The following is a 26,472-nucleotide window of genomic DNA, read 5'->3' on the forward strand; positions in this document are numbered from 1 at the left end:
CAGACGGCCTTTTGAATGAAATTAAAAACTGAGTTACAAATCCGGCTCACTCACCCACAACGCGGCCAGCGTTGCCAGCGATGCGAAGCCGATGCCCATAATGACGTTTAAAAAGAAGACTGACATGATAACCTCCGTATGTTGGGTATAGTCGTTTCAAATAGAAATGTGAAACGACTAGAAAACGGCGTTTGCGATTTTTTACCTTACCGATTGACGCCTTGTTATATGCCGTCTGAACTGCACGACAATGGTTTGTGTGATCGGGTGCAACGTTGTGCGCGCTACCCTTTTGATGACAGAATAGCAAGTTTTGTCACGCAAGGCTTGGGCTTTTACCTGCTTTTCCAATGAGAAAAAAGCAATAATTATCAAAAACTAATGCAATAGACTATCAATACCGGGATTTTTATAGTTTTCGTTTTATTAACCTACTGAATTATCAAGATTTCAAGCATTTCAATGACTTTCCATACAACCCCCACACACACTTTCCGCCATACGCTTATCCTGATTGTCTGTGTCGCATTATTGGTCATCGCAGGCATCATCGCTGCCCATGTGATTACCGGCCATCGTTTCGCTTTTGAAGAACCGCTCATGATGTGGATTCACACCCACACCGGCAAATGGTTTACCCCGATTGCCGGCGTGATGCACTATGTTGGCAAAACTTCGCTGGCGGTACCGGTGATTGCCTTGCTGGTGGTGTGGCTGCTCTTCACCGGCCGGCGCAATTACGGCTTGTTTATCGGCTTGAGCACCCTGCTGCCGACGCTGATTATGCTGGCGGTCAAATTCTCTATTTCGCGCCCGCGTCCTGAATTTTGGCCGCGCATCATCGCCGAGACCAACAGCTCGTTCCCCAGCGGCCACAGCACTTTTTCCGCTGCTTTGGCAACCATCACTTTTTTGCTGTGCATGCGTTCGCGCCATCGCGGCATTATTTTGCTGGCAGGCATTTGCTTTGCGCTGTTGATGGGCTATTCGCGCATGTATCTGGGCGTACATTACCCAACTGACGTATGGGTCGGCTGGACCAACGGCGTGGTCACCACGCTGGCGCTGTATTATTTCTTTTTCCGAAAACGTTTTGCCCAATGACGCATTTTCCGCCCCTGAATACACCGTTTTGGCTGCGCAACGGCAACGCCGAAACCATTTTCGCCAAAACCCTGCAAGGTAAACCGCCGCTTTACCGTCGCGAACTGCTGCCCGACAGCACCGGCCAAACGCAGGTTGCCTATGATTTTGTCGATGCCGCCGACCCCGACGCGCCTTTGCTGGTGTTGTTTCACGGCCTGGAAGGCAGCAGCCACAGCCATTATTCGGTAGAATTGATGAAAGCCGTGCAGGCGTGTGGTTGGCATGGCGTGGTGGCGCATTTTCGCGGTTGCGGCGGTATCGACAACACCGCGCCGGTGTTTTACCACTCGGGTGACTCGGCGGAAATCGGTTTTGTATTGAACACTTTGGCGCAACGTTATACCAAAATTTACGCCGTCGGCGTCTCGCTGGGCGGCAATGCGCTAGTCAAATATTTGGGCGAGCAAGGCCGCGATGCGCTGTCCAAAGCCGCGGCTGCTGTATCCGCTCCTTTAGACTTGGTCGCTGCCGGTACGCGCTTTGACAAAGGCGTCACCCGCCTGCTCTACACACGCTATTTTCTCCATTCGCTGATTCCCAAAGCCGAAGCGTTTACACGTTTTCAGACAGCCTCTCCGTTAAAAAACTGCAAAACGCTGGGCGATTTCGACGATTTGTTCACCGCACCGCTGCACGGTTTCACCGACCGCATCGATTACTACAGCCAAAGCTCGTGCAAGCCTTATCTCAAATCGGTGCGCACGCCGCTGCTGATGCTCAATGCCGTTAACGACCCGTTCCTGCCGCCGGAAGTCTTGCCTACCGCTGCCGATGTGTCCGACAGCGTGACCCTGCTGCAACCACCCCACGGCGGTCATGTCGGTTTTGTGAGTCAAGATGAAGGCCGTCTGAATATCCAATGGCTGCCACGCACTTTGCTGCAATATTTTTTACAATTTGAAGGGGAATCAAAGAGCGAGACCTTTGCAAAACCCCAGATTTGAGTACAGTTTGAAGTTATAGCAGCGCAGAAAGCGCAGACATATCACTTAGATAGGCAAGCTTTCGAGCAGCGCATAACGAAGAAATGTGCCAAAGATGGGGATTTTGCAAAGGTCTCACGCCGTCTGAACGGCCTTACCCCATTCCCACCGCTTCATGCTATCATCTCGCTTCATTGACTTTTCCACACCACTCCACCCATGACCGCCACCGACGTCATTCACATTATCGGCACGATTGCCTTTGCCCTTTCCGGCTATCTGGTGGGTGCGCGCAAACGGCTGGACATGCTCGGCGTGTGGATTTGCGCGCTACTCACCGCCATCGGTGGCGGCCTGATTCGCGATGCTTTGGTCGGGCGCATGCCACTGGTATTTACCGAATACGGCGCTTTGACGATTACCGCGCTAACCGTGCTGGCGGCGTGGCTGTTTAAAGTGCAAAACAACCAAGGCCGCGTATTAGCCGAAGCCTTCGTCTGGGCAGACTCGCTCGGGCTGGTGGCTTTCACCATCACCGGCGCACAAGTTGGGCTGATGTATGATTTAAACGTGTTTGGCGTGGTCATGCTCGGTTTCATTACCGCCGTCGGCGGCGGCATAGTGCGCGATGTGCTGGTGAACGACATTCCAATGATTATGCGGCAGGATTTCTACGGCACCGTCGCCGTAATCGTCGCGCTGGCCGTGTTCCTACTCGACCGCTGGAACTGGGTCAACCCGCTGACGCTCAATATCCTGCTGATTGGCGGCTATGTGCTGCGGATGTGGGCATATAAAACCCGCCTGACACTGCCGAAACTGTAAGGCCGTCTGAAACCTTGTCCCGATAAAACCCCAACCGATTTCCCAAACTTTTCCGAAAGCCGACCATGACCGACATTCTGAATAAAATTCTGGCCACCAAAGCCGAAGAAGTCGCCGCACAAAAAGCCGCCGTTTCTTTAGAAGAGATGAAAACCAAAGCCCGTGCCGCCGAGCCGGTGCGCGGTTTTGCCGATGCGCTGCATGCCAAACACGCGCAAAACCTGTCGGGCATTATTGCCGAAGTGAAAAAAGCCAGTCCGAGCAAAGGCTTGATCCGCGCCGATTTCAACCCCGTCGACATCGCCAAAGCTTACGAAGCGGCCGGTGCGGCGTGTTTGTCGGTGTTGACCGACGAGCCATATTTCCAAGGTTCGCCCGAATATTTGAAACAGGCACGCGCGGCGGTAAGTTTGCCGGTGTTGCGCAAAGATTTCATCATCGACGAATACCAAATCTACCAAGCCCGCGCATGGGGTGCCGATGCCATTTTGCTGATTGCCGCCGCTTTGGAAGCGGAACAATTAGAACATTTCGAACAAGTGGCGCATGACTTGGGCATGTCGGTATTGCTCGAATTACACGACGCATCCGAACTGGAAAAATGCCGCAACATGACCACCCCACTGTGGGGCGTGAACAACCGCAACCTGCGCACCTTCCACGTTGATTTGCAGCAAACGCTGGATTTATTGCCTGATTTAAACGGCAAAACCGTCATCACCGAAAGCGGCATCCGCGACAAAAACGACGTCGATTTCATGCGCAGCCACGGCGTGCACACGTTCCTCGTCGGCGAAACCTTTATGCGTGCCGATGATATTGAAGCGGAAGTGAAGAAATTGTTTTAATCATGAACACAGGCCGTCTGAAAAGTTTCAGACGGCCTGTATTGCACTTATCTAAAGGACAAAAAATGTTTATCTTACAAGTCGATTTCCCCTATCAAGGCCCATGGGGCGAAGAGATGGCTGCTGAAATGAAAACGCTGGCCGAATCCATCGCCCAAGAGCCGGGTTTGATTTGGAAATTTTGGACGGAAAACCAAGCGGCGCAAGAAGCCGGCGGCATTTATTATTTTGCTACCGAGCAAGATGCACAAAATTATCTGACCATGCACACCGCACGTTTGAAAAGCTTCGGTGTGCCGCATGTGAACGGTAAAATTTTTGCAATCAACACAGATTTATCGAAAATCGACAATGCGCCTTTGTAAATAAACATGCCGTCTGAAAAGTTTCAAACGGCATGTTTCTACCGGCAAACAAGCAATCTTTAAAACCACAGAAACCTATCCCCCTTCCTGCCCAGCAGGAAGGAGTTAGAGGAAAGGTGGTTTTATGGGTTTGGGATTATTTTACATTTTCTGAACACACAAAGAGGCACCCTCTCCCTAGCCCTCTCCCGCCAGACGGGAGAGGGAACAGATTGCAGTAATATCAAAAAAATGCCGTCTGAAAGCAAACACTTTCAGCCGGCATTTTCATATTGAAATCCCTAACTTTCCGAACGCTTAAAATGCCGCGGGCGGAAACCAAGCAGCCCCAAGGTCAGGAAATACAGGCCGCCGCCAATCGCCAGCAACACACACAATTGCAGCACTTTTTGCAGGCCGCCGACATCGACCCAAGCAAACGGCAAATAGGTTTGCGCCGCCCACAAGCCGCCGCCCATTACCGCCAGCGCCAGCAGCATTTTGCCGAGAAACGCGCCCCAGCCCGCGCCGGGTTGGTAAATGCCGTGTTTGCGCAGCAGGTAAAACAGCAAACCGGCGTTCAGACACGCACCCAAGCCGATGGCGAGCGCAAGGCCGGTGTGTTTGAGCGGGCCGACAAAAGCCAAGTTCATCAACTGCGTACACACCAGCGTGAAAATGGCGATTTTTACCGGCGTTTTAATGTTTTGGCGCGCGTAGAAACCGGGCGCCAGCACTTTAATCATAATCAAGCCAATCAGGCCGAAGGAATAGGCAATCAGCGCATGTTGCGTCATTTGCGCGTCAAACAGGGTAAATTCGCGGTACATAAACAGCGTCGCCACCAATGGGAACGACAACACCGCCAAGCCCACCGCCGCCGGCAAGGTCAGCAGCATACACAATCTCAAACCCCAATCGAGCAGGCCGGAAAAGGCTTGGCTGTCTTGGCTGGCAGCGTGTTTGGATAAAGTCGGCAACAAAATCGTGCCCAAAGCCGCACCGAGTACGCCGGTGGGCAATTCCATCAGGCGGTCAGCGTAATACATCCACGACACGCTGCCCGATTGCAAAAAAGATGCAAAAATGGTGTTAATCACTAAAGAAATCTGCGCCACGCTTACACCGAGAATCGCCGGCGCCATTTGTTTCATCACGCGGGTCACGGCAGGGTCGGTAAAACTGAGTTTCGGCAGCTTCAAAAAGCCGAGTTTAGCCAACCACGGCAATTGGAACGCCAACTGCAAAATACCGCCGACAAACACCGCCCACGCCAAAGCCATCACCGGCGGGTCGAAATACGGGGCAAAAAACAGCGCGAACACGATAAAGGAAATGTTCAGCAAAGTCGGCGTAAAGGCCGGAATGCTGAATTTGTGGTAAGAATTGAGAATCGAGCCGACAAAAGACGACAACGAAATCAATAAGATATACGGAAAAGTAATCCGCAGCAAATCAATCGAGAGCTGGAATTTATCCGGATTTTTGGCAAAACCGGGCGCAGAAACGTAAATCACCCACGGCGCGGCCAAAATGCCGATGGCAGTCACAATCACCAACACAAAGCTCAACATACCGGCCACATGGCGCACAAATTCACGTGTGGCTTCTTCCGATTTGGTTTGCTTGTATTCGGCCAAAATCGGCACGAATGCCTGCGCAAACGCACCCTCGGCAAACACCCGTCGCAACAGGTTGGGCAGCTTGAACGCGACAAAAAACGCATCTGTCGCCACGCCTGCGCCAAACGCGCGGGCAATAATTGTGTCGCGTACAAAGCCGAGAATGCGCGACACCATGGTCAGGCCGCCGACTTTGGCCAAAGCACCTAATAAATTCATAATCGTTTCATCAGTTTGAAAATTAAGACAAAATGCCGTCTAAAACAGCATTCGACCGTCACGTTCAGGAATCGTTTCCGCGAAGCTGAAATGTTCAGACGGCCTTGAGAAAAACTGTTTATTGTACGACAGCGCAGACAGTTTGGGTGATGTTTTCCGACCAATGGTCAGGCCGTCTGAACGATTTCGCTATTGTTTCTTGCCATGAAACCGTCTTTTTCACACCAAACCATTCACGCGCCGCCAAAAATGCTTTAAAATCACGCCTGTTTTTAGAGAAAGTAACATCATGAACCTGAAAAAAATTACCCTCACCACATTCACGGCTCTGGCCTTGGCAGCTTGCGGCGGCCAAGCCGAAACCAGCGTACCTGCTGAAGGCACTGCGCAAAACACCGCTTCCGCACCGGCACCGGTTGCCCCTGTCGGCTTGGTAGAAGGCCAAAACTACACCGTATTGGCCAATCCGATTCCGCAATTACAAGCCGGCAAAGTCGAAGTGGTCGAATTTTTCGGCTATTTCTGCCCACATTGCGCCCACTTGGAACCAGTCTTGAGCGAACACGCCAAATCATTCCAAGAAGATACCTACCTGCGTAAAGAACACGTGGTTTGGGGTCCTGAAGTAAAACCTTTGGCGCGCTTGGCCGCTGCCGTGCAAATCGCCGGTGAAAAAGCCGCCGATATGCCGATTTTCAACGCCATCGTCAACGACAAAATCAACTTGGCCGATGTGAATGTGTTGAAAACCTGGCTGCCGGAACAAACCACGTTCGACGGCAAAAAAGTCTTGGCCGCATTCGAATCGCCTGAAAGCCAAGCCCGCGCTGATAAAATGGAAGAGCTGACCAACACCTTCCAAATCAGCAGCACGCCGGTGGTGATTGTCGGCGGCAAATACCAAGTGAAGTTTCAAGATTGGCAATCGGGTATGAATACCGTTGATTTGCTGGTGGACAAAGTCCGCGAAGAACAAAAAGCCGCGCCTGCGCAATAAGGTTTTTGATGATAAAAAGCCGTCTGAAAGCAACTACTTTCAGACGGCCTTTTTAACACTTCTGCAACCCATCCCCTCTCCCGTCTGGCGGGAGAGGGCTAGGGAGAGGGGGCTCTATGGGTTCAGCAAATGGAAAATAAGCCCAAGCCCATGAATCCACCCTTCTCCTAACACCTTTCCCAACAAGCAGAAAGGGAGGCAGGTTGCCGTGATGCCAAAAATTTCTGGTTTATCCACCTAAAAAGCCGTCTGAAAAAATCACACTTTCAGACGGCCTCATTTTATCTTCACACACGCACGTTCCGCTTGTTCACCCAACCCCGAATCCACACAAAAAAGATCGGCACAAACAGCAAACCCAATACCGTTGAAAACACCGTGCCGCCCAATACCGCCGTGCCGATGGCCACACGGCTGCCGGCACCGGCGCCGGTGCCGAGCGCGAGCGGAATCACGCCGAAGCCGAAGGCGAGCGAGGTCATCAGAATCGGGCGCAAGCGCAGGCGGGCGGCCTCGGTGGCGGCCTGCCAAATGCTTTTGCCTTGTTCTTGCAGTTGCACCGCAAATTCAACAATCAGAATGGCGTTTTTCGCGGCCAAGCCGATGGTGGTCAGCAGACCGACTTGGAAAAACACATCGTTCGCCAAACCGCGTGCTGAAGTAAACAACAATGCGCCCAACACACCCAACACCGCCGAGAGCATCACAGCAAACGGCACGCTCCAGCTTTCGTATAGTGCCGCCAAGCATAAAAACACAAACAACACCGACAAGGCATACAGCAGCGGCGCGAGCGCACCGGCGCGTTTTTCCTGCAACGATGCGCCCGTCCATTCAATGTTGTAGCCGTGCGGCAATTGTTTGATGACTTCTTCCACCGCCGCCATGGCATCGCCCGAACTCACGCCCTCGCCTGCCGATGCCTGCATTTCCATCGCCAAGCTGCCGCTGAAACGGATAAGCTGAGGCGGCGCGACATTCCAACGCACGCTACTGAAGGCGGAGAGCGGAATCATTTCGCCGTTTTGGTTGCGCACTTTCCATTCGCCGATATTTTGCGGCTGCATACGGAACGGCGCATCGGCTTGCAAATACACGCGTTTGACACGGCCGTTGTGGATAAAGTCGTTGACGTATGTGCCACCCAAAGCGTTGGTTAACACGGCATTGATGTCGTTCAGATTAATGCTGTAGGCTAAGGCTTTGCGGTCGTCCACATCGACCACCACCTGACTGCGTGGGTCTTGGTTGTTGACGCGCACGCTGCGCAAGCGGGCATCTTGTGCGGCCAGCGCGGTGAATTGCTCGGCGGCGGCCACCAGTTTGTCGTAGCCTTGGCCGTTGCTGTCTTTAATCACAAAATTCAAGCCACCCGCCGAACCCAAGCCGCGCACCACCGGCGGCAGGTTGACGAAAATTTTGGCGTTTTTGCGCTGGCGGAACAGGCGTGAGGCGCGTTGCTCCAATGCTCGCGCGCTTTGCTCGGCGCTGCGCTCTTCCCACGGTTTCAGGCGCACGGTGAGCAAACCGAAACCCTGATTACCGCGTATGCCGGTAAGTGCCATCACGTTGGCGACTTCGGGCTGCTGTTGGAAAAAGGCTTCCAAATCGTCCAAGGTTTCGCGCAAACGCGCATCGGTCGAGCCCGACGGCATGGTCACGCTGACTTGCAGATAACCTTGGTCTTCTTCCGGCAAAAATGATGTCGGCAAAAAGTGGAACAAAGCGGCGCAAGCGGCGATGATGGCGAGAAAGCCGGCAAACATCCACTTGCCGCGTTTGAAAGTACCGCCCACCCAGCCGGCGTAGCGTTGCGATAAGCGCTCAAAACTGCGGTTGAACCAAGCAAAAGGCCGTCTGAACAGGCCGCCGCTCGGTTTGTCGTGCGCTTTGGGCTTCAGAAATTGGGCGCACATGGCCGGTGAAAGCGTCAATGCCACCAACACGGAAAAGCCCATCGCCGCAATCAGCGTGACGGCAAACTGGCGGTAAATCACGCCCGTGGTGCCGGGGAAAAACGCCATCGGCACAAACACCGCCGACAACACCATGCCCACACCCACCAGCGCGGAAGAAATCTCTTTCATCGATTTTTCAGTGGCGGTTTTCGCGTCCAAACCTTCGTCGTGCATCACGCGCTCGACGTTTTCTACCACCACGATGGCATCGTCCACCAGCAAGCCGATGGCCAACACCAACGCAAACATGGTCAGCATGTTAATCGAATAGCCCAAGGCCGCTAAAATGCCCAGCGTGCCCATCAGCACCACCGGCACGGCAATAGCTGGAATCAGCGTGGCGCGCCAGCTTTGCAGGAACACAAACATCACCAGCACCACCAACACAATCGCTTCAATCAGCGTTTTCATCACTTCTTTCAGCGAAGCTTTCACAAACGGTACGCTGTCTTGGCTGGTTTGCGCTTTCATGCCGTAAGGGAAATCCGGCTCCAGCTCGCGGATTTTGGCTTCCACCGCAGCAGCCGTATCCAAGGCATTGGCGCCGTCTGAAAGCACAATGCCCAACGCGCCGCCGTTTTTGCCGTTGAACCGCGTTTGCACATCGGCACTTTCCGCGCCCAATTCCACCCGCGCCACGTCTTTAATCGTCACCACCGCGCCGCTCGGCGTGCTTTTCAGCACCACGTTTTCAAATTGCTCCACCGTTTGCAGCTTGCTGCGTGCCTGAATCGGCGCATTCAGCATTTGCCCGTCAACCGAAGGCAGTTGCCCCAACTGCCCCGCCGAAACCTGCGTATTCTGGCTTTCCAAAGCCGCGCGCACGTCCGAGGGCATCAGCTGGAACTGTTCCAATTTATTCGGATCCAGCCAAATACGCATGGCGTAGCTGCTGCCGTAAAGCTGCACTTCGGCCACACCGTCGATACGCCCCAACACGTCCACCACATTGCTCGCCAAATAATCGGTAATCGCCACGCGCGGCACGTTCGGCTGATCGGTATAAAACATCCACGACACCAAATTATCCTGCCCGCCGCGCGTCACCGACACGCCGCGGCTGCGCACCGCTTCGGGCAGACGCGACATCACCTGTTGCAAGGCATTTTGCACCTGAACCTGCGCCACATCGATGTCGGTACCCGGCTCGAAAGTAATGGTTGTGCGCGACTGGCCGGACGAATCGGCAGTCGAAGTCATGTACATCAAGCCATCCAAACCGGTCAGCTGCTGCTCGATCACCTGCGACACGGAATCATTGACCGTCTCCGCCGACGCACCGGTATAACGCGCCACCACAGAAACCTGCGGCGGTGCAATATCAGGATACTGCTCCAGCGGCAACGCAAAAATCGACAGCGCACCGGCCAGCGTGATGAAAATCGACAACACCCACGCAAACACGGGGCGGTGGATAAAAAAGTGAGCCATAAGTTGATGAGGAATATATTATTTTTCAGACGGCCTGATTGTGAACAATTTACCCAAGTTAGGCAAGGTATCCGATGTAAAAAGGCCGTCTGAAAATCTGCGTGGGATTTTCAGACGGCCTTTGCTGAATGCCGAACTATCTTGCCATAATCTTACTGGCAGCCAGCACCTGCAATGCGGTTTTACTGCGGAATAACGCACACAAAACACGCGTACGCATACGTTGGTTAAACCGGCTCGGATAACCTTTTAATTGGTAATCGTAGCACACATCCTGCAAGCGGCGGAACATTTCCGCTGCTGAAATGCGGTTTTTCAGCATCGACGTAATATAGATAAACTGGAAAGAATCACGAATTTCCAATAAACGCTTGCTGACTTCAGGCTGCTTATCCGCTTTCATGATACGGGTATATTCTTTAACAGATAAACCGATGTCATCAAGATATTTCTGGGTCTGCTCTGCAGTACGTTTTTTGCGCATCACAGAATCGGGATTATCTACATAGAGATAAACTTTTTGATGGGTTGCGGCCACTTTTTTGCAGGCCAGCATGTATTCCAATAAAAAGACGCCGTCTTCCAAATAAGCCATGCCCGGAATAAAACGCAATTTTAACGATTCGATTAAATCACGACGGTAAATATATGACCAAACTGCCGACATAAACGACAATTCGTTCATGTATTTGGCCAAATCCATCACTTTTACCCCATCGCCCAATTGAAATTTCTCTTCCACATCAAACTGAAGCAAATCGGCAGACTGCGTATCCATCACCTCCAAGAAACGACCTAATTCTTGCGGATTCAATTGATCGTCGTGATCCATAAACATCACAAATTCACCGCTGGCTTTTTCCAAAGCCAAATTGCGTGCGCGACTGACTCCGCCATTAGGCGTATCAATCAAATGATGTTGCAGATAAGAATGCTCAGCAAACAATGCTTGTAATTGCGCCAGCGTGTCATCGCGGGAGCCATCGTTGATAACAATGAATTCAACATTGCCCAAAGCCTGATGGATGTTTAAGAAATTCTCGCCCAGACCGGCAATAAACTTACCGCCATTATAAACAGGAACAATTAAAGAAAGTTTTGTTGTCATTTTCAGTTATGCATGAAGGTTAAAATATGAATCGGCGGTATTAATAAGCACAAACTATCAAACAGCTGAATGCGGCTGCCCTAAAGGTTGACTGACTTATCTAGCGGTATGCCGCAAGCGCACCGCTGGATTAGAGCATCAATCCGCCGTTTAATTCCCTATTCGGCTGGGTTTAACCTAAATTTTATTTAAAACGTAAACCCTGTCTCCAACTCTTCATCGCCCACCAATTCCACCAACAGCGCATACAGCGGCGCCAAATCGACATAGCGGCGGCTGGCGCGGCGCAGGTAATTCAGGAAACGTGGGATTTCAGGACGGTATTTGTCTTTACCGTCGCGGTGGTACAGACGGGCGAAAATGCCGGCCACTTTCAGATGGCGTTGCACACCCATCCATTCAAACCAACGGTAGAATTCGTCAAAATCGGCCGGCACAGGCAAACCGGCGGCACGGGCTTTTTCCCAGTAACGGATGACCAAGTCCAACACAAATTCTTCTTCCCATTCGATAAACGCATCGCGCAGCAGCGACACCAAATCATAGGAAATCGGACCATACAGCGCATCTTGGAAATCCAATACACCCGGGCGGCCGGCTTGCAGCATGAGATTACGCACGATGAAATCGCGGTGCACATACACTTGCGGTTGCGCCAACAGCGGCGGCAGCAAGATATCGATTACTTGCTGCCACAATTGGCGCTGCTTGAAATTAAGCTCTTTGCCCAATTCTTTGGCCACAAACCATTCTGGGAACAAATTAATCTCGCGCAGCAACACTTCGCGGTCATACAGTGGCAATTGGTCAGGTTGGCTGGCTTTTTGCAGCACAATCAATTCGTCAATCGCTTCGAGTAGCAAGGCTTTGTGGGCGGATTCGGATGTTTCCTGCGTCATGGCGGCCAAAAACGTGGTGTTGCCCAAATCGTTCAACACCATAAAGCCCAGCGCTTCATCCACATGCAACACTTGCGGCACATTGACCATGTCGAATAATTTCTGCACCTTCAAATACGGTGCCACGCTCATTTTTTCCGGCGGCGCATCCATACACACCACCGTGCGGCCGTCTGAAAAAGTGGCGCGGAAATAGCGGCGGAAATCGGCATCGGCCGCGGCAAAGCTCAACTCAAAAGATTCATTCGGATAAACGGTTTCCAGCCATTTTTGTAATTCAATTTGTCGTTGCATAGCAGTTTCTTGGATTTTCAGGTTAAAATAAACGCTATTCTAACTGGCAAAACCGATTTAAGGTGCAACTTTGGCTCGTTTATTTTCACTCAAACCTTTGGTCATCGCATTAAGCGTCGGCTTCAGCACAGCGGCGGCGGCACAGACCGGCGGCGCGTTTGTGCCGGAGGCGGCCGATTATGTGCCGATTGAAACCGCCCAAGACACGGCCAACCCGGTTGCCGCGGTCGAGCAAACTGTTGCCGAAACTGCCGAAGAAAACCAAGCTGCTGACAACAGGCCGTCTGAAAAAGCAGACGAATTGTCTTTGGGCAGCACCTGTCTGTTTTGCACTGAAGAAACCTTGGCCGAGCATGCCAAAGCAAAACAAAACGAAACTTCGGTCAAACGCAGCGGCGAAGAGCCTTCGCCCACCGATTACACCCGCGTGACCGCCGATTACGTCGAAGGCCAAACCAATGTGCAGGTACAGGCCAAAGGCGATGTGATTATCGAGCGCAATGATGAGGTACTCAACGCCGATTGGGCGCATTACGATCAAGCCAGCAATACCGTGACTGCCGGCAATCAGTTTGTGCTGTATCAAAACGGCTCCATTGTCAGCGGCGAACACATCAACTACAACTTGGATTCGGGCGCAGGCATCACTGAAAACGTACGCATGGCGACCGAACGCGACGGCCGCCGCCTGCAAAGCGTCAGCGAAAAAGCCGAAATGCACAGCAAAGAGCGCTACAAGCTCATCAACACCAAATTCAACACCTGCGCACCCGGCGATGCCAGCTGGTACATCAAGGCCAAAAGCATTGATGCCAACCAAGAAACCGGCATCGGCGTAGCCAAAGGCGCCTCACTGGTGTTCGGCGGTGTGCCTGTTTTGTACACACCTTGGGCCGATTTCCCGCTTAACGGCGACCGCAAAAGCGGCTTGTTGGTGCCAAATATCTCCACCGGTTCAGACGGCCTCGAATTGTCACTGCCTTATTATTTGAACTTGGCACCGAATTTAGATGCCACTGTGACCCCGGGCATCATTTCCAGCCGCGGTGTGCGTTTGGGCGGACAAATACGCTATCTCGAGCCCCAATACCGAGGGCAAGTGAACGGTGCTTGGATGCCTAACGACAAAAAAAGTGACCACAACAACCGCTACCAATTCCAATGGAACCACAATCATCAATTCACCGCCAAACTCAGTGGCGGCGTGGATTTCAACAGCGTGTCGGATAACGACTACTATCGCGACTTCTACGGCCGCAACGACATCGCCGACAACGTCAACCTCAACCGCCAAGCTTGGTTAAACTACCACGACACTTATTGGGGCGGTAATTTCGACGGCTCGCTGATGGCGCAAAAATACCAAACCTTGGCCAACGAATACGGCTACAAAGACGAACCTTACGCCATCATGCCGCGCTTGTCCGGCCGCTGGCAGCGCAGCTTCGACAATATGCAAGCTAATGTATTCAGCCAATTCACCCGCTTCGAACATGACGACAAACAAAGCGGTAGCCGCGTGGTATTGAACCCAAGTGTCAAATGGGATTTCCACAACAATTGGGGTTACGTGCGTCCGAAAGTCGGTGTGCACGCCACCTATTATGATTTAGACAGCTTCAATGGCAGTAGTGGCCGCCATGTCAGCCGTGTTTTACCAATGGCCAGCATCGACAGCGGCATGACGTTTGAACGCCACACACAATTTTTGGGCAACAATTATCTACAAACACTGGAACCGCGTTTATTCTACAATTATGTGCCCACCAAATCACAAAACGATTTACCGAATTTCGACACTTCGGAAAACAGCTTCACCTACGAGCAATTGTTCCGTGAAAACCTGTTTTCAGGCAACGACCGCATTAATGCCTCCAACAGCCTGTCAACTGCAGTGCAGAGCCGTATCCTGAATCCGAAAACCGGTGCCGAATTGTTCCGTGCCGGTATCGGTCAGAAATTCTATTTCAAAACCGACACTGTCTTGCTCGACGGCAGCGTGGGCCAATACGAGCGTAACCGTTCCGACTGGGTGGCGTTTGCCCACGGCAATGTGACTGACAGCGTGCGTTTTGATTTCGACATCCACTACAATCAAAACCAAAACCGCGCCGAGAGCTACGCGGCAGGCATCCGCTACAATCCGGAGCCGGGTAAGGTGTTGAGTGCGCGTTACAAACACAACCGCAACGCCCGCATCTACCTACAAGACGATGGCGAATATTTGTACGATAAATTAAACCAAGTCGATTTGGCCGCCCAATGGCCGCTGCGTAAAAACCTGTATGCCGTTGCCCGCTACAACTACGAAATCACCGTGAAAAAACCGCTGGAAATGCTGGCCGGTGTCGAATACAAAAGTGATTGTGGCTGCTGGAGCGCCAGCGTGGTGGCACAACGCTACGTGACCGGTGAAAACAGCAAGAAAAACGCCGTTTTCTTCAACTTACAGCTGAAAGATTTGAGCAACGTCGGCCAAAATCCATTTGAACAACTCCGCTTAGCCATTCCGGGCTACAGCAAAACCAACGAGGTAGTGAACCCATGAATGTGAAACCTTTAATGCTGGCCGTGGTACTCGGTCTGAACCTGAATGCCGCGCATGCTGCCGATGTCAAAGCTTCCGACAGCATCGCCGCCGTGGTGGATAACGACATCATCACCCAGCGCCAAGTCAGCGAAGCGCTGGCCGATGCGCGTCGCAACCTGCCGAAAGGCACGCAAGTCACCGATACCGAACTGCGCCAACAAGTCGTGGCACAAATGGTCAACCAATCCTTAATCGTGCAAGCAGGCAAACGCCGAGGTATTCAAGCCAGCGAAGCCGAAATCGATGCCGTGATTGCGCAAAATCCGTCTTTGAAAAATGCCAACAAACGCGTACGCCGCGAAATCGGCGACAGCATCATTGTCGAAAAAGTACGCCAACAAGCCATTATGGAAAACAGCCGTGTCAGCGACAGCGAAGTGACCAGCTTCATCAACCGCGCACAGCAGCAAGGTGTTGCCCTACCGGAAGGCGAGCCATTGCGCCAATACAATGCGCAACACATTCTGATTAAAGCCGATTCCGATAACGCCGCGGCCGCAGCCGAAAGCAGCATCCGCAAAATCTACGCCCAAGCCCGCAGCGGTGCGGATTTTGCCGGTTTGGCGCGTCAATATTCGCAAGACGGCAGCGCGGCCAACGGCGGTAACTTGGGCTGGTTTTCAGACGGCATGATGGTCACGCCGTTTGAAGATGCTGTGCACAAACTCAAACCCGGCCAAGTCAGCGCGCCGGTACGCACCCAATTCGGCTGGCACATCATTAAGCTGAACGACATCCGCGAAGCCGGTACACCGGAAGAGCGCCAACGCAATGCCGTGCGCCAATATATTTCGCAACAAAAAGCCCAGCAAGCCACCACCAATTTGCTGCGTGAATTACATTCAAGCTCGTTTGTGGATATCCGCTAAATGCTTTAATTTGTACTATCACCAAGGCCGTCTGAAAAAAATCGTTCAGACGGCCTGAGACCTTTGCAAAACCCTACCTACCATCAAAAAAGCTTACCTAGGTTACTAAGTAAGCTTTTTTTCAACATAAAATCCCCAATCATTACCTAAAATTCCCTATTCTCGGGCACATTTCCCCCTTTTCACGCGGCAGCAGACACACGAAGCCTGTTGGCAGCTTTCAGCAGGTTGATACAAATCGCTTTCAAATGACTTTGCGCAGTCACTTTCAATAAGCCGAAATAAGCCGCACGGTGGTAGCGGAATTTACGGTGTAGCGTACCAAAGCTCTGTTCCACCACATAACGCGTTTTCGACAATTGCTTATTTCTTGCTTTATCTTCTTCTGTTAACGGATGACCCCGGTGCGCCTTACGCATAATGCCGTCTGAAAGTCCTTTTTGTTGCAGTAAGGCTCGATTGGCTTTACTGTCATATCCTTTGTCAGCATAAACCTTGGTGCCTTCGGCAATATCTTGCAGCAACGGTTCAAAGTGATTGCATTCGTGTTCGTTGGCCGGACTGATGTGCAGTTTCTCGATATAGCCTTCATGATCGGTACGGGTATGCTGTTTATAGCCGAGTTTGAACTTACCGTCCTTCTTCACCCAGCGGGCATCTTGGTCTTTGCTGGGGGTGTTTTCTGAAACCACACCGTTTTCATCAGTTTCAATCGCCCGTCGCTGTTTGCCGCCGGCTGTTTGGATTATGGTGGCGTCAATAACGGCTGCTTTGGCATGTTGGATTTTTAAGCCTTTGTCAGTTAATTGACGGTTAATCAAATCCAGTAATTCGGCAAGTAGATTGTTTTGTGCCAGCCAGTTGCGGTAACGGCACAGTGTGCTGTGGTCGGGAGTGTTGAGTTCGTCAAAACCGCAGAAGAGATAAAAGTCGATACGGGTAATGAGACTGTGTTCGAGTTCGGGATCGGACAGGCTGTGCCATTGGCCGAGTAAGACGGCTTTAAACATGGACAATAATGAATAGGCGGGGCGGCCGCCGTGATGACGGGTATAGCGGCCTTTTTGTTGTTCGAGATAATCGGCAATGGGCTGCCAGTCGATAATGAGCTGAATTTTGAGCAAGGGAAAGCGGTCAGGGTCTTTACCAACGATAGTTTCGACGGTTTGTTTGAAGAAGCTGCTCATGAAGAAAATCCTCTAAATTCGGCTTAAAGGGAATTTAGAGGATTTTAGGGTGTTTGGGAAGTATTATGCCGCTTGGTAACTATAGTTACTTTACATGGGATTTAAGAGGGGTTTTGCAAAGGTCTCAGTCTGAATATTTACAACAAAACAGCTTTGCCTTTTATTCAAATCCACCAATCATCAACGGCTTTTGCCGCATTATCCCGACACGTTTACAAAATATTCATTAAAATGGATAATGAAACATTCCTCAATCAAACTTCAACGCCCTAAGCGGCTTCATCCTTTTCATATCGGCCTAGGCTCTGTCGCCCAATATGCCGATTAGCTTCACCGTGATGAATGATGGCAGCGGCGCAAACATGTTTGACCGACCAAGATTTCATCAGGAAACGATTATGTCCGATTTACCCTTAGGCGATTGGCTGTTGTTGGCGCTGCTGTGCGTGCCCGTGGTGGCTACCTTGCTGTCGCTGCTGAAATCCGACCACTGGGTGATGCGGATATTCGATTTCCCGCGCCTGCAAATCGCCGCCTTGAGCGTGTTGTGTATGCTGCTCAATTATTGGCTGGAACAAAGCAGCAACGCCATTTTCGACTTTATGGAAGTGGTGAACTTTGCCTGCGCCGTGTGGCAGTTTTGGCAAATCAGTGCCTACACTCGCTTGAGAAAAAAGCAGGTGAAGGGTTACCAGGGCGAGGACAACAACCGCACCGTCAGCATTCTGGCCAGCAATGTACTCACCACCAACCGCCAAGCCGATAAATTGCTGTCGCTTATTCGCCAATACCGCCCCGATGTGGTACTCACTTTGGAAAGCGACCAATGGTGGGAAAACGCGCTGGCCGAATTGGAAACCGACCACCCTTATACCGTCAAAGTGCCGCTCGACAATCTTTACGGCATGCATCTATACAGCCGCCTGCCGCTACATGACGCAGAAGTGAAATACCGTGTGCGCGATGACATTCCGTCGATTACCGCCAAAGTTGAGCTGCCCAGCGGCGAGCTGATCCGCATTTACTGCCTGCATCCGATGCCGCCAAGCCCGACCGAAAGTGAAACCTCAACCGAACGCGACGGCGAGCTTTTGCTGGTGGGCAAAGAAATCACCGCCTCTGATGAAAGCTGCATGGTGTTTGGTGATTTGAACGATGTCGCTTGGTCAGACACATCGCGCCTGTTCCAACGCATCAGCGGCCTGCTCGATCCGCGTATCGGCCGTGGTTTGTACAACACCTTTCATGCCGATTGGAAACTGCTGCGCTGGCCGCTCGACCATATTTTCCACAGCAACGATTTCTTGGTGGCCGATTTGAAAGTGTTGCCACACATCGGCTCCGACCATTTTCCGATTTACGGCAAATTCCAATACCACCCGCCGACAGAACACGTCCACGAAACGCCAGAATCCGACCACGGCGACAAACAGGAAGCGGCAGAAAAAATCGATGCGGCGATGGAATTGCAGAATGAATAATGTGAGACCTTTACAAAATATCTTTAAAACCCAGCACACATAAACCGACGTCATTCCCGTGCAGACGGGAATCCATTTTTGAGCATAGCAAATTACTGAATAAATAGGTTTCTTAGAAGCTGAAATGGATTCCCGCCTGCGTGGGAATGACGGCTTTGGTGGTTTTTATGGGTAGCTTATAAGGTTTTGCAAACGTCTCAATGTTTAAGCCAAAGGCCGTCTGAAAGAATATTCTTTTCAGACGGCCTTACATTCGCCTAACAAGTGCAATTTCCAATAACAGAAAAGGCCAGTATGCGGTAGTATACTGCCTTTCCTGACAAGAAAGATTGCAATATGGCCTACACACAACTGACCTCACACCAAAGATACTACATTTCCAGACATTACCGCAACCTACCCCTAAACCAAATCGCACAGAACATCGGTTGTCATCCCGCCACCGTCAGTCGGGAAATCAGACGGCATTCCGTCAACGGAACCTACTGTTACCGAAAAGCACAACAGCAAAGCGAAGTTAAAAAGAAAAACAAAAAGCCAACCAAACTGACTACTGCCGTCAAACAGACTGTTAACAAACTGATTACCCAAAAATACAGCCCCGAACAAGTCTGCGGCTACCTGCTGAAACATCAACACATCAAACTGCACCACAGCACCCTTTACCGCTATCTCGCCAAAGACCGTCAAAACGGCGGCGACCTGTACACCCATCTGCGTATCGTTTCCAAACCCTACCGCAGAAAATACGGCAGCGGCGCATGGACAAAAGGCAGCGTACCGGACAGAACCGACATTGAACACAGACCTGCCATTGTCGATCAAAAAGAGCGGGTCGGCGATTTCGAGATGGACACCATTGTCGGTAAAGACCAAAAAAGCGGACTGGTGGTTGCTGTTGAAAGAAAAACCAAATTTGTCGTTATCCGCAAAATCAGCAATTTCAAAGCAGAAGATGTAGCCCGGGTAGTGATTCGGGCATTGAAGCCGTTTAAAGATATCATTCAAACGATTACTTTGGATAACGGTAAAGAGTTTTACCGACATAAAACCTTTGCCAAAGCCCTGGGTGCGGAAACTTACTTCTGCCGTCCATACCATTCTTGGGAAAAAGGCTTGGTGGAGAATACCAACGGGCTGATCAGACAATACTTCCCAAAGGGGACGGATTTTAGGAAACTGGGTGCTAAAAAGATTAAAGCGGTTGAGGAGGCCCTTAACCGCCGACCGAGAAAGACATTGGACTATGAGACACCGGGTGATCTGTTTTCAGCAGCCCTTGCCAATGGCATTTGAGCGTTGCACTTGAAATGCGAATGCAAGGGCCTTTGGTTTAAATGTTACAAAAACACATCAGCGGCGGCTACGGCGCGGCTCACAGTTTTTATAAAGGATATTGTTGTCCGGTGCAGTCACCATCAGCGCCGATTTGCGGTAATTTTTGCTATCCATGTAATCGGCACCCATCATATAGCTACCCTCTTTACCGAACATCGTACCGGCCACGCTGGAATGCTCGAGGTTAATCGGCAACACGCGTTTTTTGCCTTTGAGCACGGCCGAAGCATAGGTCGGCAAGCCTTGTTTGTTGAACCCATAGGTTACTTTCAACGTACGGCCTTGGTCGCAACGGTAAGACACCGATTTTTTGCTGACCGTCGGATTATTGCCAGCAGCTTGCGCCGCTCCGCTGGCTGCCATCACAGCAACCATAGCCATTACACACCATTTTTTCATATTGCTTGTCCTTGTTTGTTTCACACGATTCATCCGAGCCTCGCACTCGAATGAGTTGTTATAATATAACCATGATTTTGACGTCCTTCCCTCCCTGAAGGGAGGGAATTCCTACGGCGATTTGTGAACGGCATTGAGCCATTCACAAATCGCTTCGGTGGGTTTCTGCTGCTGACCGCCTTACTGCACGGTTCACTTCACAGACGCTACGGGCACGTCCTGCCCTGAAACTTCATTTTACTTTTGCGCTGCCAAAATCTCTTGACCGCGCTTTAACACATTGATTGCACCCACAATATCCGCATTGTTTTGATAGCCACATTGCACACATTCAAAGTTTGCCTGTGTTTGACGGTTATCTTTGGCAGTATGTCCGCAAGCTGGGCAACAACGACTGGTATTTTGTGGCGGAACAGCCACCAAATGCCCACCGCGCCACAACAGCTTATAGTCCAACTGACGGCGAAACTCAAACCAAGACTGGTCTAAAATCGCACGGTTTAAGCTTGATTTGGCAGCAACGTTTTTTCCATGCTGCACGGCGTTGCCTTTAGCGGATTTGGACATATTCGCCACCTGCAAATCTTCCACATACACAATCGCGTGGTTTTGGCTGATTGCGCTGCTGATTTGGTGCAGGTAGTTTTTACGGATATTGCTGATTTTGTGGTGCAAACGGCTGATTTTTGCTTTCAGTTTCTGCCAGTTTTTGCTGAATTTGGTTTTGTGTTTGAACTGTTTTTGCAGTTTTGCTAGTTTGCCTTTCAACGTTTTGAATGCGTTGATTGGCTCAAAAAACTGACCATTGGACAATGTTGCAAATTTGGCAACACCCATATCAATCCCAGTTTCGCCACCGTTTGGCTGCGCGATTTCCTGCTCGGTTTCGGTTTGCATAGATACAAACCATTTACCGCATTTTTGCGATACGGTTACGTTTTTCAGGCTGCCTGAAACGTGTCGGCTGTTGCGATAGCGCACCCAACCGATTTTGGGCAAATAGATACGATTATTTTGCTGCTCCAATTTACAGCCTTGCGGAAAGCGGAAACTGTCTTTTTCGCCTTTGCGTTTGAATTTGGGGAAATCTGCGCGTTTGGCAAAGAAGTTTTTGAATGCGCTTTCCAAGTCTTTCAAACTTTGCTGCAAAACTTGGCTGTGGCAGTCTTTTAGCCAGTCTAATTCTCGTTTCCATTCAGGCAGCAAATTTGCGATTTTGGTGTAGCTAAATTTGAACGAATTATCTTGTTGATATTGTTCGTTTTGATACGCCAAAGCACGATTGAATACGAAACGCGAACAACCGCAAAATTGTTTCATTTTGCGGATTTGCTCGCCGTTTGGCATCAGTTCAAATTTGAATGTTTTGAGTATTAACATGATTTCATGGATAATGGAATTTTTAGCAATTTTACACTTGGTCTATGGAAAAAGAAACTGATTTAAGACGTGGTCGGCACGTTGTTTTTAATCTTCATGTACATTTGGTATTTGTCGCAAAATATCGCCGAAAAGTGTTCACAAAAGAAATTTTGGACGATATGCGCGGTATTTTTGAGAGCGTCTGCACCGATTTTGAAGCGCAACTGGTGGAATTTGACGGCGAAGATGACCATGTTCATTTACTTGTGAACTATCCGCCCAAAGTGTCTATTTCAAAACTGGTGAACAGCTTGAAAGGTGTATCTAGCCGCATGATTAGACAGAAAAATTATCCAAGCATCAAACAAAAATTATGGGGCGGTGCGTTGTGGTCGCCGTCTTATTTTGCAGGTAGCTGTGGTGGTGCGCCGATTACGATTATTCGGCAGTATATTGAACAGCAGAAAACGCCTGATTAACTGAATATCAACGGTTTTAGGACTGCTACGCAGTCCGCGCCTTATATCTCCGCCGTGAACGGCGAAGTTTTACGGCGCAGCCTGATAAACATTCAACTACGGATTTGAAAAAATATGTATCGTTTATTTATATAAAATTTAAAAAATGTTACGCCGCCAATATTCAGCTTAACCATCTGTAAAAGGCCGTCTGGAAGGTTTTATGGAAATCAAAACCTTTCCTTTATACACTTTTCAGACGGCCTTTTTTAGTGAGATTATTCTAATTCATTCACGTCAATAACATTTCCTGCATAAGCTTCATACCCCACTGCCAACCACCCAATGCACCGTTCAGACGGCCTTCATGTGGCGACACCAGTAAACGCGCATTCCAACGCAGCGCTTGCTCCTGCGCCCAATCGAGCGGACAATCGCCGCTTTGTCCAATCACCAAGGCCGCGCGGCAATGGCAGCGGGCGCGTTGCAAGGTGTGTTCGGCATCATCAGGAAACGCTTCCGGCAAAGGCGACACCAAAATTAGATTACACACCGTTTTCTGCACATTCACATCTGCCTGATACAGCCACGCCAACACCGCCGACACGCCCGCACCATACGCCACCACCGCCACATGACGGCTCTGGTGCATGGCAAAGGCCGTCTGAACCGCCTGCTGCCATTCCCGAATGCTTTGCGAACGCGACACTTCCGCCTGCAACACAATCGGATAGCTCACCGCCCAGCGCTCCATCCACACAGGCGGCGCTTCGGTATCGTGTACCAGCAACAGCGTCAAATCTTCAAGGTCATACGCGCTCAACATAGCATTTCCGTTTCAGACGGCCTCACACCGCATAATCATATTCCACCACCAAAGGCGCGTGGTCGGAGAATTTTTCGTCTTTATAAACATGCGCCGACACTGCCTTGGCCGCCAATTCAGGCGTGACCATTTGATAGTCAATCCGCCAACCCACGTCTTTGGCATAGGCCTGCCCGCGGTTGCTCCACCAAGTGTAGCCCGGCACTTCAGGATAAAGCGTGCGCCACATGTCCGTCCAACCCAAAGTCGCAATCACTTTGCCGATCCACTCGCGCTCTTCAGGCAAGAAACCGGAATTTTTCTGGTTGCCTTTCCAGTTTTTCAAATCAATATTCTGATGGGCAATGTTCCAGTCGCCGCACACCACAATATCGCGTCCTTCCGCCTTCATCGCTTCGAGCATCGGATAAAACGCATCCAAAAAACGGTATTTCAATTCCTGACGCTCCGGCGCACTGGTGCCGCTGGGCAGATACAGCGAAATCACGGTCAGATTGCCGAAATCACAACGCACAAAACGCCCTTCACGGTCGAATTCTTCAATACCCATGCCGTATTGCACCGCATCCGGCTTTTGCCTGCTGTAAACCGCCACGCCGCTGTAACCGCGTTTTTCCGCGCAATGCCAATGCCCGTGCATCCCATGCGGCTGCTTCATCTGCTCCGACAAATCCGCCTCCTGCGCTTTCAATTCCTGCACACAGACAATGTCCGCACCGGAAGCAGCGATGTATTCATAAAAACCTTTTTTGTAAGCAGAACGGATGCCGTTGACATTGGCAGAGATGATTTTCAGCATGATTTTTAAATATGAAGTCAAGAAAAGTCGCATTATACCTGAAATGCTTTTCAGACGGCCTCCGTGTTGCATAAAGCAGTTGAAACGGTATACCACTCAAAAAATGTGCCGCCTTTGCCAGTTTTTGGACTCCGGCAAGAACGGCACAACAGCGGCCTGTGAAACGTTGCTATCGGTTACCAGGAATATTTCGCCCCCAACCAGAATTGGCGGCCGGTTTTATACGACACGTCGCGTTTTTTCTCCTGCCATTCGGGGGTATAAACTTTTTTGCCGACGATTTTTCGGTTAAACACGTTCAACACGTCCAAATTCACTTCCAGCTTTTTCGTTTCCGCCAGTGGTTTTGCCCACGAGAAATGCCAGTCTGTAATCAGCGCGGAATTGTATTTGATTTGGTCGAACTTGCTCAAGTTACCAACATAACCTTGGCAAAGTCGCGCGCGTTCGGGGGTGCAGCGGATATTTTCCTGCGTGTATTCCACCGTGCCGGGCGAATAACGCCAGCGTTGCGTCCAAGTAAAATACCATTTGGGTACAGATAATTCGGTTTCGACAAATGCGTTCCACGGCTGGTTGAAATCCATTGCAGGCAGGTTGTCGGGATCTTTCAGCTTACCGTCCACCAATACTTTTTTCACGTCCCATTCGCTCCAGTCGTAGCGTTGAAATGTGCCGATTTGGTTAGAACGGCGTTTGTTGTAATCGGCACCCGCCCGCCAACTGAGCAGGGTCGCGCCGAGCTTCCAAGGCTCGTTCAAACCGGCGGAAAAGCTGAAGGTGTCGTTATCGGAGCGGCCGGTATTGGCCAATACCCGGTAGGTTTGGCCGCTTTCATCGGTTTTTTCTTTGGTTAAAAACTGGTTGCGGCTGTTGCGGCGCACCCATTTCAACTGCCATTCGCTGTTGCCGATATGCTGGCGCAGACCCAAATTCCATTCGTTGCTGTACGGCGTTTTCAAATCGCTGCCGTCGTAACGCGGTTCTTTCAACTCGCGCGATGTCCACGGGTCATCTATCTCGAAGCGGTCGAAATTGCGTTGGAACACATGGGCGCTGCGCAATTTGTAGGTCAGCATTTCGCTGCCGTAATAACGGTTGGCTCCGCCGAACACATGCAGTTTGGCCGCTTTCAACGGCAGGCGGTAATCGAATGCAAACCGCGGCGCGATATCGGTATTTTTCAGAAAGCCGTTGTAATCCAAGCGGATACCCGGCTTCAAACGCAGATTTCCTTTTTCGATATCGTCTTCAAGATAAAGGGAGAGATGATGCGTGCCTACTTTGATGTTGGCCGGATAGTTGTAGGCATAGCCGGTAAAGAACTGTTCGCCCGGAATACACTCGGTGCAGTCGGTGCGGTCGGTTTTGCGCGGGCCGCCGTAAATAATGGTGGGCTTCTTACGCTCGAAGCCTTTATCGGCATATTCCGCCTCCCAACCTGCGTTAAAGCGGTGTTTCCAACCGCGCCAATCCGCTTCGTTAAACTCGAAATGCTGTTGCAGGTTGATGTGCTTGCCAAACGAACGGCTGGTGCCGATACCGCCCACGGCCGCTTCGTCCACTTCGGGATGGGTTGTCCAGTTTATCGACGGCGTGTCGTCGTTGTAACGGTATAAATTGTCTTGATCGTAGGCGGTTTTTTCTTCGGTGCTGCGGTAGCTCAATTTGGTCTGCATCCTGCCGAAACCGGCGTAGCGTTCCCAATCCAAATCAAAACGCCAGCCGCCGCCGCTGTTGGTAAAGCGGCCGTCTTTATAGTTGGCCGGATGGTAAGTGGCATAATGCGGCGAATATATTACCGTTGCCGACAGATTGTTATCGTCGTCGATACGGTGCGTGCTCCGCAACAAAAAGGTTTCGGCCAAACGCCTTTGCTTGGTCGATTGTTTCAGATGCTGATGGAAAAAAGGAATCGAAGAGCGCTGACGGCTGTACGAAAACAGCACCGCCGAATCTTTGCCGACAGGTTGGTTTACCGTGAGAGTGGATTCATGCTTGGTAAATTTCGGCTGTGTGTCTGACGACTGTGCCTCACGGTATTCGTCGGTATACAGCGGGTCAATATAATGATGCGTCCAAGCATGGCGCGTGGTGCGGTACGACAGGCTGCCGAATGCTTTTTCTCTGTTTGCTTTGATTAAATCGGCATCCACTACGCCGCCGGTAAAGCGGCCGTAGCGGGCGGAAATATTGCTGTCTTTCACCTTGATGTTTTCCACCAGCGAAGGGCTGATCCAAAATGCCTGCGGATGGCCTGCAGGCAGCGCGCCTACCGTGTGCGAATTTACCGTATCCGCATCCAACTGCGTATCGGAACCGTTGTGCGCGGGGTTGAGATTGCTGTCATTGCTCACGCCATCTATCGAAAAACGGTTGTTGTAAAACTTCTCGCCGTGAAACGAAATATTCGGCGGCGCAATTTCTCCGGCACTGTCGGCAGTGCCTTCGGTATTGGAAAACTGCACGCCTGGGTTGGTGCGCAACAAATCATTGATAGTGCCGTTGCCTTTGGGTGTGTCGGCGATTCTTTTTTGATTCCACACATT

At 50.9% G+C, this 26,472-nt stretch carries 21 protein-coding genes; 11 read left to right on the top strand and 10 right to left on the bottom strand.

Annotated features, from left to right (window positions below; all coding sequences use genetic code 11):
• Positions 1 to 462: 462 nt before the first annotated feature.
• From GJV52_RS04605 to GJV52_RS04625, 5 genes are all read left to right on the top strand, one after another.
• A complete protein-coding gene (locus tag GJV52_RS04605; RefSeq protein WP_095501730.1) occupies positions 463 to 1,104 on the top strand; it encodes a phosphatase PAP2 family protein in 642 nt (213 codons plus the stop codon).
• Positions 1,101 to 2,090 carry a YheT family hydrolase gene (locus tag GJV52_RS04610; protein ID WP_095501731.1) on the top strand — a complete coding sequence of 330 codons (990 nt, stop codon included), beginning with the start codon at positions 1,101 to 1,103 and terminating at the stop codon, positions 2,088 to 2,090. Before GJV52_RS04605 ends, GJV52_RS04610 begins: the two co-directional genes overlap by 4 nt.
• A 198-nt stretch (positions 2,091 to 2,288) precedes the next feature.
• Positions 2,289 to 2,894 carry a trimeric intracellular cation channel family protein gene (locus tag GJV52_RS04615; protein WP_095501732.1) on the top strand — a complete coding sequence of 202 codons (606 nt, stop codon included), beginning with the start codon at positions 2,289 to 2,291 and terminating at the stop codon, positions 2,892 to 2,894.
• 65 nt (positions 2,895 to 2,959) lie between these two features.
• On the top strand, positions 2,960 to 3,742 hold the full coding sequence (trpC, locus tag GJV52_RS04620) for an indole-3-glycerol phosphate synthase TrpC (RefSeq protein WP_100563667.1): 783 nt from the start codon (positions 2,960 to 2,962) through the stop codon (positions 3,740 to 3,742).
• A 65-nt stretch (positions 3,743 to 3,807) separates the two neighbouring features.
• Entirely contained in the window at positions 3,808 to 4,107 is a 300-nt protein-coding gene (locus GJV52_RS04625) for a monooxygenase (protein WP_095501734.1), read from the top strand.
• Positions 4,108 to 4,388: 281 nt separating this feature from the next.
• Here the strand turns inward: GJV52_RS04625 and murJ are convergent, their stop codons facing one another.
• Complete coding sequence (gene murJ, locus GJV52_RS04630; RefSeq protein WP_095501737.1) at positions 4,389 to 5,927, bottom strand: murein biosynthesis integral membrane protein MurJ; 1,539 nt, start codon at positions 5,925 to 5,927, stop codon at positions 4,389 to 4,391.
• A 289-nt stretch (positions 5,928 to 6,216) separates the two neighbouring features.
• On the opposite strand from murJ, the gene GJV52_RS04635 reads away from it, so the two are divergent.
• Positions 6,217 to 6,924, top strand: a complete 708-nt coding sequence (locus GJV52_RS04635) for a thiol:disulfide interchange protein DsbA/DsbL (RefSeq protein ID WP_100563665.1) — start codon at positions 6,217 to 6,219, stop codon at positions 6,922 to 6,924.
• 287 nt (positions 6,925 to 7,211) lie between these two features.
• Here the strand turns inward: GJV52_RS04635 and GJV52_RS04640 are convergent, their stop codons facing one another.
• From GJV52_RS04640 to amgK, 3 genes are all read right to left on the bottom strand, one after another.
• Positions 7,212 to 10,313, bottom strand: a complete 3,102-nt coding sequence (locus GJV52_RS04640; RefSeq protein ID WP_100563663.1) for an efflux RND transporter permease subunit — start codon at positions 10,311 to 10,313, stop codon at positions 7,212 to 7,214.
• 136 nt (positions 10,314 to 10,449) lie between these two features.
• A complete protein-coding gene (locus tag GJV52_RS04645; protein WP_100563661.1) occupies positions 10,450 to 11,421 on the bottom strand; it encodes a glycosyltransferase in 972 nt (323 codons plus the stop codon).
• Positions 11,422 to 11,609: 188 nt separating this feature from the next.
• On the bottom strand, positions 11,610 to 12,614 hold the full coding sequence (amgK, locus tag GJV52_RS04650; RefSeq protein WP_100563659.1) for an N-acetylmuramate/N-acetylglucosamine kinase AmgK: 1,005 nt from the start codon (positions 12,612 to 12,614) through the stop codon (positions 11,610 to 11,612).
• Positions 12,615 to 12,684: 70 nt separating this feature from the next.
• Here amgK and GJV52_RS04655 point away from each other — a divergent pair, with 70 nt between their 5' ends.
• Entirely contained in the window at positions 12,685 to 15,162 is a 2,478-nt protein-coding gene (locus GJV52_RS04655) for an LPS-assembly protein LptD (protein ID WP_100563657.1), read from the top strand.
• On the top strand, positions 15,159 to 16,073 hold the full coding sequence (locus tag GJV52_RS04660) for a peptidylprolyl isomerase (RefSeq protein ID WP_095502518.1): 915 nt from the start codon (positions 15,159 to 15,161) through the stop codon (positions 16,071 to 16,073). The genes GJV52_RS04655 and GJV52_RS04660 overlap by 4 nt, the downstream gene beginning before the upstream one ends.
• Positions 16,074 to 16,255: 182 nt before the next feature.
• Here the strand turns inward: GJV52_RS04660 and GJV52_RS04665 are convergent, their stop codons facing one another.
• Positions 16,256 to 17,260 (bottom strand): IS5 family transposase, encoded by a 1,005-nt coding sequence (locus tag GJV52_RS04665; protein WP_195690065.1) that lies wholly within the window; start codon positions 17,258 to 17,260, stop codon positions 16,256 to 16,258.
• Positions 17,261 to 17,658: 398 nt separating this feature from the next.
• Between GJV52_RS04665 and GJV52_RS04670 the strand changes: the two genes are divergently transcribed.
• Entirely contained in the window at positions 17,659 to 18,741 is a 1,083-nt protein-coding gene (locus tag GJV52_RS04670) for an endonuclease/exonuclease/phosphatase family protein (protein WP_100564632.1), read from the top strand.
• A gap of 336 nt (positions 18,742 to 19,077) precedes the next feature.
• Positions 19,078 to 20,037, top strand: coding sequence for an IS30 family transposase (locus GJV52_RS04675; protein WP_154143172.1), 960 nt, complete (start codon positions 19,078 to 19,080; stop codon positions 20,035 to 20,037).
• Between the two features lie 57 nt (positions 20,038 to 20,094).
• Here GJV52_RS04675 and GJV52_RS04680 read toward each other — a convergent pair whose 3' ends face one another.
• Both GJV52_RS04680 and GJV52_RS04685 read right to left on the bottom strand, forming a co-directional pair.
• Positions 20,095 to 20,478, bottom strand: coding sequence for an ACP-like domain-containing protein (locus GJV52_RS04680; RefSeq protein WP_100564640.1), 384 nt, complete (start codon positions 20,476 to 20,478; stop codon positions 20,095 to 20,097).
• 237 nt (positions 20,479 to 20,715) lie between these two features.
• Positions 20,716 to 21,858: an RNA-guided endonuclease InsQ/TnpB family protein gene (locus GJV52_RS04685; protein WP_095503172.1), complete on the bottom strand. Its 1,143-nt coding sequence runs from the start codon at positions 21,856 to 21,858 to the stop codon at positions 20,716 to 20,718.
• Between the two features lie 44 nt (positions 21,859 to 21,902).
• Between GJV52_RS04685 and tnpA the strand changes: the two genes are divergently transcribed.
• Positions 21,903 to 22,319 carry an IS200/IS605 family transposase gene (tnpA, locus tag GJV52_RS04690; protein WP_095503171.1) on the top strand — a complete coding sequence of 139 codons (417 nt, stop codon included), beginning with the start codon at positions 21,903 to 21,905 and terminating at the stop codon, positions 22,317 to 22,319.
• Between the two features lie 271 nt (positions 22,320 to 22,590).
• On the opposite strand, the gene GJV52_RS04695 is transcribed toward tnpA, so the two are convergent.
• The 3 genes from GJV52_RS04695 to GJV52_RS04705 form a co-directional block, all read right to left on the bottom strand.
• Positions 22,591 to 23,121, bottom strand: coding sequence for an alpha/beta hydrolase (locus GJV52_RS04695; protein ID WP_095502919.1), 531 nt, complete (start codon positions 23,119 to 23,121; stop codon positions 22,591 to 22,593).
• A 25-nt stretch (positions 23,122 to 23,146) separates the two neighbouring features.
• The gene (locus GJV52_RS04700) at positions 23,147 to 23,923 is read right to left on the bottom strand and encodes an exodeoxyribonuclease III (protein WP_100562878.1); all 777 of its coding nucleotides are present in this window, start codon (positions 23,921 to 23,923) and stop codon (positions 23,147 to 23,149) included.
• 176 nt (positions 23,924 to 24,099) lie between these two features.
• Positions 24,100 to 26,469 (bottom strand): TonB-dependent receptor plug domain-containing protein, encoded by a 2,370-nt coding sequence (locus GJV52_RS04705; RefSeq protein WP_157798100.1) that lies wholly within the window; start codon positions 26,467 to 26,469, stop codon positions 24,100 to 24,102.
• Positions 26,470 to 26,472: the final 3 nt, after the last annotated feature.

Origin of the sequence: Neisseria brasiliensis (genome assembly GCF_009671065.1) — a bacterium.
GTDB classification, from domain to species: Bacteria; Pseudomonadota; Gammaproteobacteria; order Burkholderiales; family Neisseriaceae; genus Neisseria; species Neisseria brasiliensis.